Below are 13,119 nucleotides of genomic sequence, written 5' to 3'. Positions count from 1 at the left end.
CTCCGATGCGGTGCTCAGCCCACCATCCGCAGCGACAGTTCCTGCGCGCGCTGCTCCTGGGCGATCAGCCGATCGATCACGCGGCGCGCCCACATCCCGCCGGCATCGACGTTGAGGTTGTAGAAGGTGTGATCCGGATGCGCGTCGATGGCGCGTTGCTGCGCCTCCAGCACCGCCTCGTCCTCGCCGAACACGCCGGTGACGCCTGCACGGGTCAGCGTGGTCAGCGATTGGTCGTGCAGCGCGTAGTTGCGCATGAACGCCCAGAAGTAGTGGCAGGTGGTGTCGGTTTCGGGCGTGATGGTATTGAGCACGTAGCCGTTGACACCCTGGCTGCGGTCGCCCTCCGGCGCACCGGTGCCGGCGATGGCCACGCCGACGTCGATGGCGATGGTGCCGGGCGCTTCGAAGCGGATGATCTGCCAGCGGTCGACCTTGCCGCGGTAATCCAGATGGCGCGCGATCTGGCTGGCCCAGAACGGCGGCGCGTCGATATTGCGCATCCAGCGCGACACCACCACCGAGCGGTCGCCATGCATCACCTCGAACGGCGCTTCGGCGATCTCGTCCTGGCCGATGCTGGAGCCATGCACGAAGGTCTCGTGAGTCAGGTCCATCAGATTGTCCAGCACCAGCCGGTAGTCGCACTTGGCATAGATGGTGCGGCCATCGCCGGCCCAGGCCGGATCGTGCGCCCAGTGCAGGTCGGGAATCAGGCGGGTGTCGGCCTGCGCCGGGTCGCCCGGCCAGATCCACACATAGCGATGCTTCTCGGCCACCGGAAAACTGCGCACGCACGCGGAGGGATTGATGGTCTCCTGCGAGGGCATGTGCACGCAGCGGCCCTGGCTGTTGTAGACCAGCCCGTGGTAACCGCACACCACATCGTCGCCGCGCAGCTTGCCCATCGACAGCGGCACCAGGCGATGCCAACACGCATCTTCGAGCGCGATCACGGCCCCGGCAGTGGTGCGATAGACCACCACATCCAGGTTGCAGACCTTGCGCGGGGTCAGCGCATGCTTGATCTCGTGGTCCCAGGCGACGGCGTACCACGCGTTGAGGGGAAACAGCTGCTTGGACTGGGACATGACCGTGGCTCCTGGGGTTTTGTATACAACCTGGGGTGCGGATCGGCAGCGGTGCGCCGGCTGGCGACCAGTTGACGCGCATGCCGGCGCTGGCGTCTGCTTGCAAGCGAAGTTATGTATACACCGGAGACAATGTTGGAGCGTCGGTCGCCCGCCGAAATTGTGCGATTATCGAATTGATGCACCGATAATCGCATTGACCGGGCCGTGCAGCTGCGCCTAACGTGACCACACGCTCGCTGTGCAGGACCGAAGCAATGGCCCAGATCGTCCCCCTTTCAGAAGCGGTGTCCCAGCTGATCGCCGATGGCGACTGCGTGGCGATGGAAGGCTTCACCCATCTGATTCCGCATGCGGCCGGCCACGAGGTGATCCGCCAGCGCAAGCGCGACCTGCACCTGGTGCGCATGACCCCTGACCTGATCTACGACCAGCTGATCGGCGCCGGTTGTGCATCGGCATTGCGGTTCTCGTGGGGCGGCAATCCCGGCGTCGGTTCGCTGCACCGGCTGCGCGATGCGGTCGAACATGCGTGGCCGCAGCCGCTGCAGATCCGCGAACACAGCCATGCCGACATGGCCAACGCGTATGTGGCCGGTGCCTCGGGCCTGCCGTTCGCGGTGCTGCGCGGCTATGTCGGCTCGGACCTGCCGCGCGTCAACGACAGCATCAAGTTCCTGCAATGCCCGTACACCGGCGAGACGCTGGCCACCACGCCGGCGGTCAAGCCCGATGTCACCGTGATCCATGCGCAGCAGGCCGACCGCCGCGGCAACGTGCTGCTGTGGGGCATCCTGGGTGTGCAGAAGGAAGCCGCGCTGGCGGCGCGCAAGGTGATCGTCACGGTGGAAGAGATCGTCGACACGCTGGATGCACCGCCCAACGCCTGCATCCTGCCGCGCTGGGTGGTCGATGCGGTCTGCCATGTGCCCGGCGGTGCGGCACCGTCGTACGCGCACGGTTATTACGCCCGCGACAACCGCTTCTACCTGGCCTGGGATGCGATTGCGCGCGACCGCGCACGCTTCCAGGCCTGGATCCAGACGCACATTCTCGACACCGAGGACTTTGCCGCGTTCCAGCGCGTGTACGCGCAATCGCTGCTGCAGGTGGCCGCATGAGCGACTACAGCACCAACGAGATGATGACCGTGGCGGCGGCGCGGCGCCTGCCCGATGGCGCGGTGTGCTTCGTCGGCATCGGCCTGCCGTCCACCGCCGCCAACCTGGCGCGGCTGACGCATGCGCCGGATGTCACCCTGATCTACGAATCCGGCCCGATTGGCGCGCGCCCGGACGTGTTGCCGTTGTCGATCGGCGACGGCGAGCTGGCCGAAACCGCCGACACCGTGGTCTCCACCCCGGAAATCTTCCGCTACTGGCTGCAGGGCGGGCGCGTGGACGTGGGCTTCCTGGGCGCGGCGCAGATCGATCGCCATGCCAATCTCAACACCACGGTGATCGGCCCATACGACGCGCCGAAGACACGGCTGCCCGGCGCGGGCGGCGCGCCGGAGATCGCGGCCAGCGCCAAACAGGTGTTCATCATCATTCGCCAATCCAGACGCAGCTTCGTGCCCGCGCTGGACTTCATCACCACGGTCGGGCATCTGGACGGTGGCGATGCGCGGCAGCGCGCCGGCCTGCCCGGCGCCGGCCCCACCGTGGTGGTCACCGACCTGTGCGTGATGGAGCCCGATCCCGTGACCCGCGAACTCACCGTCACCGCGCTGCACCCCGGCAGCACCCGCGAGCAGGTGAGCGCGGCCACCGGCTGGCCGATCCGCTTCGCCGCCGATCTGGCGCAGACCACCCCACCCAGCGTTGCGGAACTGCAGGCGCTGCGCGCGCTGCAGGCACGCACCGACGCCGCGCATGGCAAGCAGGCAGCCGGAGCCGAGGCATGAGCGAGGTCTATCTGATCGATGGCATCCGCACGCCGATCGGCCGCTACGGCGGCGCCCTGGCCGGCGTGCGCGCCGACGACCTGGGCGCGATACCGATCGCCGCGTTGATGGCACGCAATCCGCAACTGGAACCGGCGCTGATCGACGACGTGTACCTGGGCTGCGCAAATCAGGCCGGCGAGGACAATCGCAATGTCGCGCGCATGAGTCTGTTGCTGGCGGGCTTGCCCAGCTCGGTGCCGGGCAGCACGCTCAATCGCCTGTGCGGCTCGGGGCTGGATGCGGTCGGCACGGTGGCGCGCGGCATCCGTGCCGGCGAGCTGGGACTGGCGATCGCCGGCGGGGTCGAATCGATGACCCGCGCGCCGTGGGTCATGGGCAAGGCCGAGAGCGCGTTCGCGCGCACGCAACAGCTGGAAGACACCACGATGGGCTGGCGGTTCATCAATCCGCGCCTGCAGGGCGCCTATGGGGTGGAGCTGATGGGCGAGACCGCGGAGAACGTGGCACAGCGCCATGCCATCGCGCGCGAAGACCAGGACGCGTTTGCGCTGCGCAGCCAGCAGCGCGCCGCCGCCGCACAGGCGGCCGGTTTCTTCGATGCAGAAATCACTCCGGTGCCGGTGGCCGCACGCAAAGGGGGCGAGGCAAGCGCGGTCGATCGCGACGAGCATCCGCGCCCGAACACCACCGCCGAGATGCTGGCCAAGCTCAAGCCGGTGTTCCGCCAGCCCGGCACGGTGACGGCCGGCAATGCGGCCGGTCTCAACGATGGCGCTGCCGCCCTGTTGCTGGCGTCTGCGCAGGCCGTGCACGCGCATGGACTGACCCCGCGGGCACGCGTGCTCGGCTTCGCATCGGCGGGTGTGGAGCCGGCCTACATGGGCATCGGCCCGGTACCGGCCACGCAGCGCCTGCTGGCGCGCCTGGGCCTGCGCATCGAGCAGTTCGACGCGATCGAACTCAATGAAGCCTTCGCCGCGCAGGTGCTGGCCTGCACGCGCGCGTTCGGCCTGGCCGACGATGCCGCGCACGTCAACGCCAATGGCGGCGCCATCGCGCTGGGTCATCCGCTGGGCATGAGTGGCGCGCGGCTGGCGTTGACCTTGTTGCGGCAACTGGAGGCGGGCAATGGGCGGCTTGGGCTTGCCAGCATGTGCATCGGGGTCGGGCAGGGCGTGGCGCTGGCGATCGAGCGCGTGTAGTGCGCCGATTGCAACCGTCACCGCCGTGACCGCACACCCACGTTTTGATCCTGCCGTAGCGCAACCGATGGAGATCCCGCATGCGCGACCCCAGCTCTGACACGTCGATCGATCCGCTGCTCGGCTATCGCCGGCCGCGAATCGGCACACAGCCGGCCTACCTGCATCTGCCCTACGCATCCACCGCATTGCGCGGCCCCACGCGTGCGCCCATCGATATCCCGGCCACGCTGTCGGAAGTCACCGGCCCGCAATTGAATCGGCTCACCCTGGGCGCGCATGCCGCCGACCTCACCGCCGGCTTTGCGGGCGAGCCATTGGGCGAGCGCATCATCGTGTCCGGCCGCGTGCTCGACGAAAACGGCAAGCCGGTGCGCAATAGCGTGGTCGAAGTGTGGCAATGCAATGCCGCCGGCCGCTATCAACATGCCGGCGACCGGCACGACGCACCGCTGGATCCCAACTTCCGCGGCACCGGCCAGGTGCTCACCGACGACCATGGCCGCTACGCGTTCAAGACCATCAAGCCGGGCGCGTATCCGTGGCGCAATCACTACAACGCCTGGCGGCCGGCGCATATCCATTTTTCGCTGCATGGCGATGGCATCGGGCAGCGGCTGATCACCCAGATGTACTTCCCCGGCGACCCGTTGCTGGCGCACGACCCGATCTACAACTGCGTGGACGATGCGCAGGTGCGCGAACGCATGGTGTCCAGCTTCGACTGGGAAAACGCGGTGAGCGAATACGCGCTGGCCTACCGCTTCGACATCGTGTTGCGCGGTCGCAAGCAAACGGTCTGGGAGTGAATCGATGAGCCTGCACACCACCCCGTCGCAAACCGTTGGCCCGTATTACCGGCTCGGGCTGGAGCCGCTGTATCGCGCGCAACTCGCGCCTGCGCAGGCCGTGGGTACACACGTGCAGGTCAGTGGTTGCGTGTTCGATGGCGCCGGCGTCCCGGTGGCCGACGCAGTGCTGGAGCTGTGGCAGGCCGATGCGGCCGGCATCTATGCGCATGCCGCCGATACGCGCTGCCAGGCGCACGATCCCGGCTTCGATGGCTGGGGCCGCGTGCCGACCGACGCGCAGGGGCGGTTTTCCTTCAGCACCGTCAAGCCGGGCCAGGTCGCCGGGCCGGACGGCAAGCAGCAGGCAGCGCATCTGACCGTGCTGGTCTTCATGCGCGGGCTGTTGCGCGGCGTGTCGACGCGGCTGTACTTCGCCGACGATCCGCAGCTGGGCAGCGACCCCATCCTGGCCCTGGTGCCGGCCGAGCGCCGTAGCACGCTGCTGGCGCATTCGCGCGGTGGCAGCGATTACCTGTGGGACATCCATATGCAGGGCGATGCGGAAACGGTGTTCTTCAACTATTGATCGCGCGGTCGGTGCGCGGGGTGCCATGCATGGTTGTCTCCGTGCGAGCAGCACGTCTGCACCTGCGTGCAGGTGCGGTGCAGCTGTCGCCGCGCGCCGGGCAGGCAGGTGCCAGCGCGCGCTGCCCTCGGTGATCCATCGTGATCGCGTGGTAACCGCGCGCAATGCCGTGATCCCGCCGCGACACGCCTTGTCCAAACGTGCAGCACGCATGACCCGCACCGATCACCACGCGTGCACACCACCCGGCACCGCGCACGCCAGTTGGCACTCTTGCGCATCGGTGCCATGCTGCCGGCACGCCACCAGAGGCCATGCATGACTGCGACGTCTTCCCTGTTGGGATCCCTGTTTGGCGAGCCGGCCTGCGACGCGCTGTTCGACGACGCGGCGCGGGTGCAGGCAATGCTGCACTTCGAATCCGCGCTTGCCCGCGCGCAGGCGCAATGCGGCGTGATTCCCGCCGAGGCCGCGCAGGTCATTGCGGCCGCATGCGACGTGCAGCATTACGATCTGGCCGCGCTGGCCCAGGCCACCGCACTTGCCGGCAACCCCGCCATTCCATTGGTCAAGGCGCTGACCGCGCGTGTGGCCGCCCACGATGTACAGGCCGCGCGCTGGGTGCACTGGGGCGCCACCAGCCAGGACGTCATCGACACCGGCACGGTACTGCAGCTGCGCGCCGCGCTCGACCTGCTGCTGCCGCGCCTGCAGGGCCTGTGCGCCGAGCTGGCTGCGCTGGCCGCGCGCGAACGCAACACCGGCCTGCCCGGACGTACCTTGTTGCAGCAGGCGGTGCCGGTCACGTTCGGGCTCAAGGTCGCCGCCTGGCTGGATGCGCTGCAGCGCGCGCACCAGCGCCTGCAGGCCCTGCAGCACGATGGCCTGGTGCTGCAGTTCGGGGGCGCGGCCGGCACGTTGGCGTCGTTGCAGGAGCGCGGTCTGGATGTCGCCCAGGCGCTGGCAACCACGCTGGCGCTGCCGTTGCCCGCGATGCCGTGGCATACCGCACGCGATCGCCTCGTCGAGGTCGGCTGTGCGTTCGGCCTGCTGGCCGGCACGCTGGGCAAGATCGGCGGCGACGTGGTGTTGCTGATGCAGTCGGAAGTCGGCGAAGTGTTCGAGCCGGCCGCAGCCGGCAAGGGCGGCTCCTCGGCGATGCCGCACAAGCGCAATCCGGTCTCCAGCGTCGCCGCGGTTGCTGCTGCCACCCGCGTGCCCGGCCTGGTGGCGACCTTGTTCAGCGCGATGGCGCAGCCGCATGAGCGCGCCGCCGGCCAATGGCATGCCGAATGGGAGACCTTGCCGCAGATCGTGTGCCTGACCGCCGGCAGCCTGGCGCAGATGCAAGGCTGCCTGACCGACCTGCAACTGGACCGCGAAGCCATGCGCGCGCACCTGCACAGCCATGGTGGCGCGTTGTACGCCGAGGCGGCGGTGTTCGCGCTGGCACCACGGCTCGGCAAGCCGCAGGCGCATGCGCTGGTCGAACAGGCGGTGGCACGCGCCCAGGCGCAGCAGCGCCATCTGCGCGAGGTGCTTGGCGACGACGCGCAGGTGAGCGCGGTACTCACGCAGGCGCAACTGCAGGGGGTGTTCGATGTGGACAGCTGGCGCGGCATGTCCTCGGTCTGGATCGATCGCGTGCTGGCCGCTTCTTCATCCCGCTGACGGTGCTCCGATGGCTTATCTCCAGTTGCCCACGCATCGCCTGCACTACCGCCTCGACGGCACCGAAGGTCGCCCCTGGCTGACCTTCTGCAACTCGCTGGGCACCGACCTGCACATGTGGGACGTGCAGATCGCCGCGTTTGCGCCGCATTACCGCATCCTGCGATACGACCGCCGCGGCCATGGCGATTCGGACACGCCGCCCGGCCCGTATCGGGTTGCCGACCTGGGCCAGGACGTGCTGGCGCTGTGGGACGCGTTGCAGATCGCGCAGAGCGACTTCTGCGGCCTGTCGATCGGCGGACTCACCGGGCAATGGCTGGGCCTGCATGCGCCGCAGCGTCTACGCCGGCTGGTGGTGTGCGCCACCGCGCAGAAGATCGGCAGCAGCGAGAGCTGGAACGCGCGCATCGAGCAGGTGCGCAGCGAAGGCCTGCCGGGGCTGGTCGATGCCACCTTGCAGCGCTGGTTCACGCCACCGTTTGCCATCAGCCATGCGCAGCGCCTGGACATGATCGTGGCCGCGTTCGTGTCGACATCGCCGCAGGGCTATATCGCCTGCTGCCAGGCGGTGGCCGACGCCGATTTCCGCGGCGCGCTGGATACGCTAGAACTGCCGCTGCTCGCACTGGCCGGCGACGACGACCCGGTCTGTCCACCGGCCGATCTGCGCGAGATCGCGTACGCCGCCCCGCACGGCCACTACGCACAGGTGTCCGGCCGGCATATCTGCAACCTGGAGTCGCCGGCCGCGTTCAACCACAGCGTGCTGGGCTTTCTGCAGGCCGACCACGTGTGACCCTCCGCCCGGCCAGGCAGCTGCCGGACGCGTGCAGCCGTCACCCCGATCCGGCACGCAAGACGCCCGGCATCCCCACTCATGCGTTGCATCTGCGCCCAGCTGACCACAGCCGGCTGCCTGTCGCCAGCGACGTCAATCGCAACCAATGCACCTGATACGTCAGCGCTTGCCCTACGGCCACAGCTGACCTGCAGCAGCCGCCAGCACTCCGATTCCCCCATTCCCCATTCCCACGCAGGAGAGATTCCGATGCACGAAGACGAGCGTTACCAGGCGGGCTTGCGCGAGCGCCGACGCGTCCTGGGCGATGCGCATGTCGAGCGTTCGCTGGCCGCACGCACCGAGTTCACCGACGAGTTCCAGACGCTGATCACCCGCTACGCCTGGGGCACCATCTGGACCCGCGATGGCCTGCCCGCGCACACCCGCTCGCTGCTGACCCTGGCGATGATGGTGGCGCTGGGCCACGACGAGGAGTTCAAGCTGCACGTGCGCGCTGCGCGTAACAACGGCGTCACGCCCGAGCAGATCAAGGAAGTCCTGCTGCAGGCCGCGGTCTATTGCGGCGTGCCTGCCGCCAACCATGCCTTCGCGCTGGCCAAGCCCATCCTCGAGGAGCAGGCCGGCGAAGAACAGCCGGCGCCCGAAGGCTGACGGCCACGGCGACGCGTGAGTGCAGCAGGCACGCTGCATTTGCGCGGCATGCGGCGCAAATGCCACCGGTTCGGTTGGCTGTGCCCCCTGGCCTGCACTCAGGGCACGCCGGGCAGGGTGGCGATCCAGCGCGCGCACTGCGTTGCACCCTGGCCATCCCGTATACACATCGCCGCTGATGACATCGCCCATCGACGACGGGATGATGGACGTGCCGCAACGGACCACCGCTTCCGTTCGCACAGGACATTTCCCATGAGGTTGCCGATGCTGCTGCGTACCGTTTGTTTGCTTTTGCTGCTGCTCACCGCATCCGGGCTGCAGGCACAACCGCATCCCGGGCCCGGGACCGAGCTGGCGCAGGTGCGCACCGACGATGGCCAGACGCTGGCGGTGTGGTCGCGCGTCCCCGCGCAGCCGCGCGGCACGATCCTGCTGGTGCATGGGCGCACCTGGAGTGCGTTGCCCAATTTCGATCTGCAGGTTGCCGACGAGCCGCGCGATGCGCGCTCGGTGCTGGCGGCATTGGCGCAGGCCGGCTATGCCGCCTACGCGGTCGATCTGCGCGGCTATGGCGGCAGTGCGCGCGATCGCAGCGGCTGGAACACGCCCGCGCGCGCCGTGGCCGATGTCGATGCGGTGCTGAGCTGGGTTGCCCACCAGCACCCGCAGCTGCCGCCGCCGGCGCTGCTCGGTTATTCCAATGGCGCGCGGGTGGCGTTGCTGATCGCCCAGCAACATCCGCAGGCGGTGTCGGCGCTGGTGCTGTACGGCTTCCCCGACGATGTCGACACAGCGCCCGACACCACCCCGGCGCCGGCGCAGCCATTGCGTGCGCGCACCACGGCCGCGGCGGCCGGCGAGGATTTCATCACCGCTAACGCCGCACCGCCTAGCGTGCGTGCGGCCTATGTGGCGCAGGCGGTATCGGCCGACCCGGTGCGCACCGACTGGCGCGCGATGGAGCAGTTCGCCTTCCAGCCGGAGCAGGTGACCACGCTGCCGGTCTTGCTGCTGCGTGGCGTCGACGATCCCATCGCGACCCAGGCGGACAACGCGCACCTGTACGCACGCCTGCGCAGCGAAGACCGCAGCTGGGTCACGCTGCCGCACGCCGATCACGTGGCGCATGTCGAGGACACCCATTCCGCCTGGGTGGATGCGGTGGTGAGCTTCCTGCGCCGGCCGCGCTGAGCGCGCCCGCCACTCACTAACTCAACAATGCACCCAGCCGCTGCGCCGCCTGCTTCAACGGCTCCAGCAGCGTCTGCATCGTCTGCAGGCTCACGCGCCCGGCCTGGGCGCCGATGTTGAGCGCGGCGATCACCTCGCCGCGCAGGTTGCGCACCGGCACCGCGATCGAGCGCAGGCCGATTTCCAGTTCCTGGTCGGTCAGGCACATGCCTTCGCGGCGCGTGCGTGCCAACACTTCCAGCAGTGCAGACGCCTGGGTCACGGTGCGGTCGGTGCGCGGGCGCAGCGTGGTGCGCTCCAGGTACGCCTGCAAGGTGTCGCCGGGCAGGGCGGCCAACAGGACGCGGCCCATCGAGGTGCAGTAGGCCGGCAGGCGTGTGCCTGGGCGCAGCCCGATCGACATGATGCGCACCGTCTCGGCACGCGCCACGTACAGCAGGTCGTCGCCGTCCAGCACGCCCAGCGAGCAGGATTCGTGCAACTGGTCGCGCAGCCCGTCCAGCACCGGCTGCGCCGCCGCGGTCATCGACGAAGACGCCGCATACGCACCGCCGATCCCCAGCACGCGCGGCAGCAGCACGTAGCCGCGGCCCTGCTCGCCGACATAGCCCAGCCTGGCCAGGGTATGCAGCACCCGCCGCACCGCCGCACGCGAGATGCCGGTTTCCAGGCTGATCTGCGACATCGTCACCTCGCGCGCGTGCTGGGCGAACACGCTCAGCACCACCAGCCCGCGGCCCAGCGAGGTCATGAAGTCCGGGTCGCCCTGGGCGGCGGCGATCTGCTGCATCAACTCATGCGGCAGGCCGCGTTCGCTCCCGGCGGTGGCCACGGTGGTGGTGGGTTTGCGGCGGCTGGAGGCGGGCTCGGGCATCGGATCGCAGCTTGGACGGGTCCGTGCATGGTAAGCGCTCACGCCGATACATGCCCCCGGTCGCAGCTTGCGCCTGGACATGTAAGCGCTTCACCCTGGTTGCCGCATAATCGTTGCTGGTTTGTTTCGGATCGGTCTCCTTAGTCCATGAAAACCCCCAAGGGCCTGCAACCGCTGATCGACGACGGCATCATCGACGAAGTGTTGCGACCACTGAAGAGCGGCAAGGAAGCATCCGTCTATGTGGTCAGTACGGGCGCCGACATCCTGTGCGCCAAGGTCTACAAGGACATGGCGCAACGCAGTTTCCAGGCGCGCGTGCAATATCAGGAGGGCCGCAAGGTGCGTGGCAGCCGCCAGGCGCGCGCGATGGGCAAGGCCACCAAGTTCGGCCGGCGCGAAGCCGAGACCGCGTGGAAGAACACCGAAGCCGAGGTGCTCTATCAACTGATGGACGCCAGCGTGCACGTGCCTAAGCCGCGCGGCTATTTCCACGGCGTGCTGCTGATGGACCTGGTCACCGACGAGGCCGGCCACAGCGCACCGCGGCTGGGCGAGGTGGACCTGGAGCCGGAGCAGGCGCGCAGCTTCCACACCAGCCTGATCGGCGATGTGGTCAAGATGCTGTCGCTGGGCCTGGTGCACGGCGACCTGTCCGAATACAACGTGCTGGTCTCGCCCGAGGGCCCGGTGCTGATCGATTTTCCGCAGGTGGTCAGTGCTGCCGGCAACAACGCCGCACGCGACATGCTGCTGCGCGATGTGCACAACCTGCGCGACTGCCTCGGCCGCTTCGCCCCGGAGTTGCTGGACACCCATTACGGCGAAGAGATGTGGGCGCTGTTCGAAAAGGGCGAGCTGCGCCCGGACAGCGTGCTGACCGGCCGCTTCAAGTTCGACACCCGCCGCGCCGACGTGCGTGCCATCCGCGCCTCGATCGAGGACGCACGCCAGGAAAACCTCATCCGTCAGCAGGGCCGCGAGGCCGCTGCCGAGGACGACGACTAGGCCGCTGTTGCGTTCGCGCGCGATGCGGCGTCACAGCAGCGACACAGTTGGCGCGCATGCCGGCATGCATCGCTCACGACTGTCATGCAGGTGCGTGCCGATGCAGGCGCGCAGCCACGATGCAGTGCAGCAAAAAACCAACAGATGCTGATGATGCGACTGTTCGCCAGGCATCGCCATGGCAGGCGCATGCATCGGCAGCACGGGGTTTTTGCGGTACTGCCGCGCATCTCCGGCACCGCCATTGAAATAATTGATGGCGTTGAATGGTGATTGATCATAAGTATCTGGCAGGCTCAGCCATCGTCTCCTGGAGAGTCCGCCATGTCGTTTGATCCCGATGTCGTGCGCCTGTTCGCCCAGCTTCAACACGCCGCTCAACCACCGATGGAAACCCTGCCGATCGAGGGCGCGCGCGCAATGATGCGTGCACTCGGCACGCAGCTGGGCTTTTCGCGTGTGGAGATGGCCGAGGTGCGCGACCTGCAGGCCGGCACCGCTGCCGGCCCGGTGCGCCTGCGTCTGTATCGCCCGTCCGGGCTGGCTGCCGGTCCGGCCCCGACCTGCCTGTTCGTGCACGGCGGCGGCGGTGTGGTGGGCGACCTCGACTCCCACGACGACGTCTGCCGTCAACTGGCGGCGCGCGCCGGCTGCCAACTGCTGGCGGTCGACTATCGCCTGGCGCCGGAACATCCCGCGCCGGCCGGCGTGGAGGACGTGATTGCGACCCTGCATTGGCTGGTTGCCCAGCCCGATGCGGTCGGTGCCGACGTGCAGCGCCTGGCCGTGGCCGGCGACAGCATCGGCGGGGCCATGGCCGCAGTCGCGGCGCTGGCCGCGCGCGATGCCGGGATCGCATTGCGCTGCCAGGTGCTGGTGTATCCGCTCACCGATGCGCGCGAGGACAACGGCCAATACCCGTCGCGATCACATAACGCCGGCCTGCCGCCGCTGACCGCCGAGGCGGTGCGCTTCTTCAATCGCCATCTGTTGCCCGACCCGGCCATTGCACAGGACTGGCGCGTCTCGCCGATGCTGGTGCCGGAGGTGGCCGGCGTTGCGCCCGCACTGGTCATCGTGGGCGAGCGCGACATGCTCTACGACGAAGGCCGCAGCTATGCCGAACGCCTGCGCGCCGCCGGTGTGGAAGTCACCCTGCACAGCTTTCCCGGCATGATCCACGGCTTCATCAATATGGGCGGCGTCCTGCGCGCCGCCGGCGAAACGCTGGAGATGGCAGCGCTGCTGCTGCGCCAGCGCTTGCTGCCCGCCGTCGAGCGCAGGGCGGCATAAGGGCGTGCGGCAGGCGTGCCATGCGCGCGCTGCCGCAGCGCTGC

General features: G+C 68.5%; 14 protein-coding genes. 11 read left to right on the top strand and 3 right to left on the bottom strand.

The window, feature by feature from the left end:
• Positions 1-14: 14 nt before the first annotated feature.
• A complete protein-coding gene (locus DYQ94_RS09725; protein ID WP_016904721.1) occupies positions 15-1,091 on the bottom strand; it encodes an aromatic ring-hydroxylating dioxygenase subunit alpha in 1,077 nt (358 codons plus the stop codon).
• A 257-nt stretch (positions 1,092-1,348) separates the two neighbouring features.
• On the opposite strand from DYQ94_RS09725, the gene DYQ94_RS09720 reads away from it, so the two are divergent.
• From DYQ94_RS09720 to DYQ94_RS09680, 9 genes are all read left to right on the top strand, one after another.
• Positions 1,349-2,212, top strand: a complete 864-nt coding sequence (locus tag DYQ94_RS09720) for a CoA transferase subunit A (protein ID WP_024938793.1) — start codon at positions 1,349-1,351, stop codon at positions 2,210-2,212.
• Positions 2,209-2,997, top strand: coding sequence for a CoA-transferase subunit beta (locus DYQ94_RS09715; RefSeq protein ID WP_126965393.1), 789 nt, complete (start codon positions 2,209-2,211; stop codon positions 2,995-2,997). Before DYQ94_RS09720 ends, DYQ94_RS09715 begins: the two co-directional genes overlap by 4 nt.
• Positions 2,994-4,202, top strand: coding sequence for a 3-oxoadipyl-CoA thiolase (gene pcaF / locus DYQ94_RS09710; protein WP_053051075.1), 1,209 nt, complete (start codon positions 2,994-2,996; stop codon positions 4,200-4,202). Before DYQ94_RS09715 ends, pcaF begins: the two co-directional genes overlap by 4 nt.
• Positions 4,203-4,282: 80 nt before the next feature.
• Positions 4,283-5,011 carry a protocatechuate 3,4-dioxygenase subunit beta gene (gene pcaH, locus DYQ94_RS09705; RefSeq protein ID WP_126965392.1) on the top strand — a complete coding sequence of 243 codons (729 nt, stop codon included), beginning with the start codon at positions 4,283-4,285 and terminating at the stop codon, positions 5,009-5,011.
• 4 nt (positions 5,012-5,015) lie between these two features.
• Complete coding sequence (pcaG, locus tag DYQ94_RS09700) at positions 5,016-5,579, top strand: protocatechuate 3,4-dioxygenase subunit alpha (RefSeq protein WP_065033054.1); 564 nt, start codon at positions 5,016-5,018, stop codon at positions 5,577-5,579.
• A 318-nt stretch (positions 5,580-5,897) separates the two neighbouring features.
• Positions 5,898-7,250, top strand: a complete 1,353-nt coding sequence (locus tag DYQ94_RS09695) for a 3-carboxy-cis,cis-muconate cycloisomerase (protein ID WP_126965391.1) — start codon at positions 5,898-5,900, stop codon at positions 7,248-7,250.
• Between the two features lie 10 nt (positions 7,251-7,260).
• Positions 7,261-8,049, top strand: coding sequence for a 3-oxoadipate enol-lactonase (gene pcaD / locus DYQ94_RS09690; RefSeq protein ID WP_126965390.1), 789 nt, complete (start codon positions 7,261-7,263; stop codon positions 8,047-8,049).
• A 252-nt stretch (positions 8,050-8,301) separates the two neighbouring features.
• Positions 8,302-8,706 (top strand): 4-carboxymuconolactone decarboxylase, encoded by a 405-nt coding sequence (gene pcaC / locus DYQ94_RS09685; protein ID WP_126965389.1) that lies wholly within the window; start codon positions 8,302-8,304, stop codon positions 8,704-8,706.
• A gap of 267 nt (positions 8,707-8,973) precedes the next feature.
• Positions 8,974-9,900, top strand: coding sequence for an alpha/beta hydrolase (locus tag DYQ94_RS09680; protein ID WP_160955116.1), 927 nt, complete (start codon positions 8,974-8,976; stop codon positions 9,898-9,900).
• Between the two features lie 16 nt (positions 9,901-9,916).
• Here the strand turns inward: DYQ94_RS09680 and DYQ94_RS09675 are convergent, their stop codons facing one another.
• Entirely contained in the window at positions 9,917-10,774 is an 858-nt protein-coding gene (locus tag DYQ94_RS09675; protein WP_024938784.1) for an IclR family transcriptional regulator domain-containing protein, read from the bottom strand.
• 147 nt (positions 10,775-10,921) lie between these two features.
• Here DYQ94_RS09675 and DYQ94_RS09670 point away from each other — a divergent pair, with 147 nt between their 5' ends.
• Complete coding sequence (locus tag DYQ94_RS09670; protein WP_039528778.1) at positions 10,922-11,782, top strand: PA4780 family RIO1-like protein kinase; 861 nt, start codon at positions 10,922-10,924, stop codon at positions 11,780-11,782.
• A gap of 30 nt (positions 11,783-11,812) precedes the next feature.
• Here the strand turns inward: DYQ94_RS09670 and DYQ94_RS09665 are convergent, their stop codons facing one another.
• A complete protein-coding gene (locus DYQ94_RS09665) occupies positions 11,813-12,163 on the bottom strand; it encodes a hypothetical protein (RefSeq protein WP_164738858.1) in 351 nt (116 codons plus the stop codon).
• On the opposite strand from DYQ94_RS09665, the gene DYQ94_RS09660 reads away from it, so the two are divergent.
• On the top strand, positions 12,107-13,075 hold the full coding sequence (locus tag DYQ94_RS09660) for an alpha/beta hydrolase (RefSeq protein WP_054591142.1): 969 nt from the start codon (positions 12,107-12,109) through the stop codon (positions 13,073-13,075). The two genes, DYQ94_RS09665 and DYQ94_RS09660, sit on opposite strands and share 57 nt — an antisense overlap.
• Positions 13,076-13,119 lie beyond the last annotated feature (44 nt).

Origin of the sequence: Xanthomonas sp. LMG 8993 (assembly GCF_009835065.2) — a bacterium.
GTDB classification, from domain to species: domain Bacteria; phylum Pseudomonadota; class Gammaproteobacteria; order Xanthomonadales; family Xanthomonadaceae; genus Xanthomonas; species Xanthomonas arboricola.
Note: the sequence above shows the minus strand (reverse complement) of the source record. Positions and strands in the feature narration are given on the sequence as shown.

Excerpts from the sequence above, each read along its gene's own strand:
- pcaG (WP_065033054.1), top strand. The coding sequence starts at position 5,016 with ATGAGCCTGCACACCACCCCGTCGCAAACCGTTGGCCCGTATTACCGG.
- DYQ94_RS09675 (WP_024938784.1), bottom strand. The coding sequence starts at position 10,774 with ATGCCCGAGCCCGCCTCCAGCCGCCGCAAACCCACCACCACCGTGGCC.
- DYQ94_RS09660 (WP_054591142.1), top strand. The coding sequence starts at position 12,107 with ATGTCGTTTGATCCCGATGTCGTGCGCCTGTTCGCCCAGCTTCAACAC.
- DYQ94_RS09725 (WP_016904721.1), bottom strand. The coding sequence starts at position 1,091 with ATGTCCCAGTCCAAGCAGCTGTTTCCCCTCAACGCGTGGTACGCCGTC.
- pcaF (WP_053051075.1), top strand. The coding sequence starts at position 2,994 with ATGAGCGAGGTCTATCTGATCGATGGCATCCGCACGCCGATCGGCCGC.
- DYQ94_RS09695 (WP_126965391.1), top strand. The coding sequence starts at position 5,898 with ATGACTGCGACGTCTTCCCTGTTGGGATCCCTGTTTGGCGAGCCGGCC.
- pcaC (WP_126965389.1), top strand. The coding sequence starts at position 8,302 with ATGCACGAAGACGAGCGTTACCAGGCGGGCTTGCGCGAGCGCCGACGC.
- pcaH (WP_126965392.1), top strand. The coding sequence starts at position 4,283 with ATGCGCGACCCCAGCTCTGACACGTCGATCGATCCGCTGCTCGGCTAT.
- DYQ94_RS09715 (WP_126965393.1), top strand. The coding sequence starts at position 2,209 with ATGAGCGACTACAGCACCAACGAGATGATGACCGTGGCGGCGGCGCGG.
- DYQ94_RS09720 (WP_024938793.1), top strand. The coding sequence starts at position 1,349 with ATGGCCCAGATCGTCCCCCTTTCAGAAGCGGTGTCCCAGCTGATCGCC.
- DYQ94_RS09680 (WP_160955116.1), top strand. The coding sequence starts at position 8,974 with ATGCTGCTGCGTACCGTTTGTTTGCTTTTGCTGCTGCTCACCGCATCC.
- pcaD (WP_126965390.1), top strand. The coding sequence starts at position 7,261 with ATGGCTTATCTCCAGTTGCCCACGCATCGCCTGCACTACCGCCTCGAC.
- DYQ94_RS09670 (WP_039528778.1), top strand. The coding sequence starts at position 10,922 with ATGAAAACCCCCAAGGGCCTGCAACCGCTGATCGACGACGGCATCATC.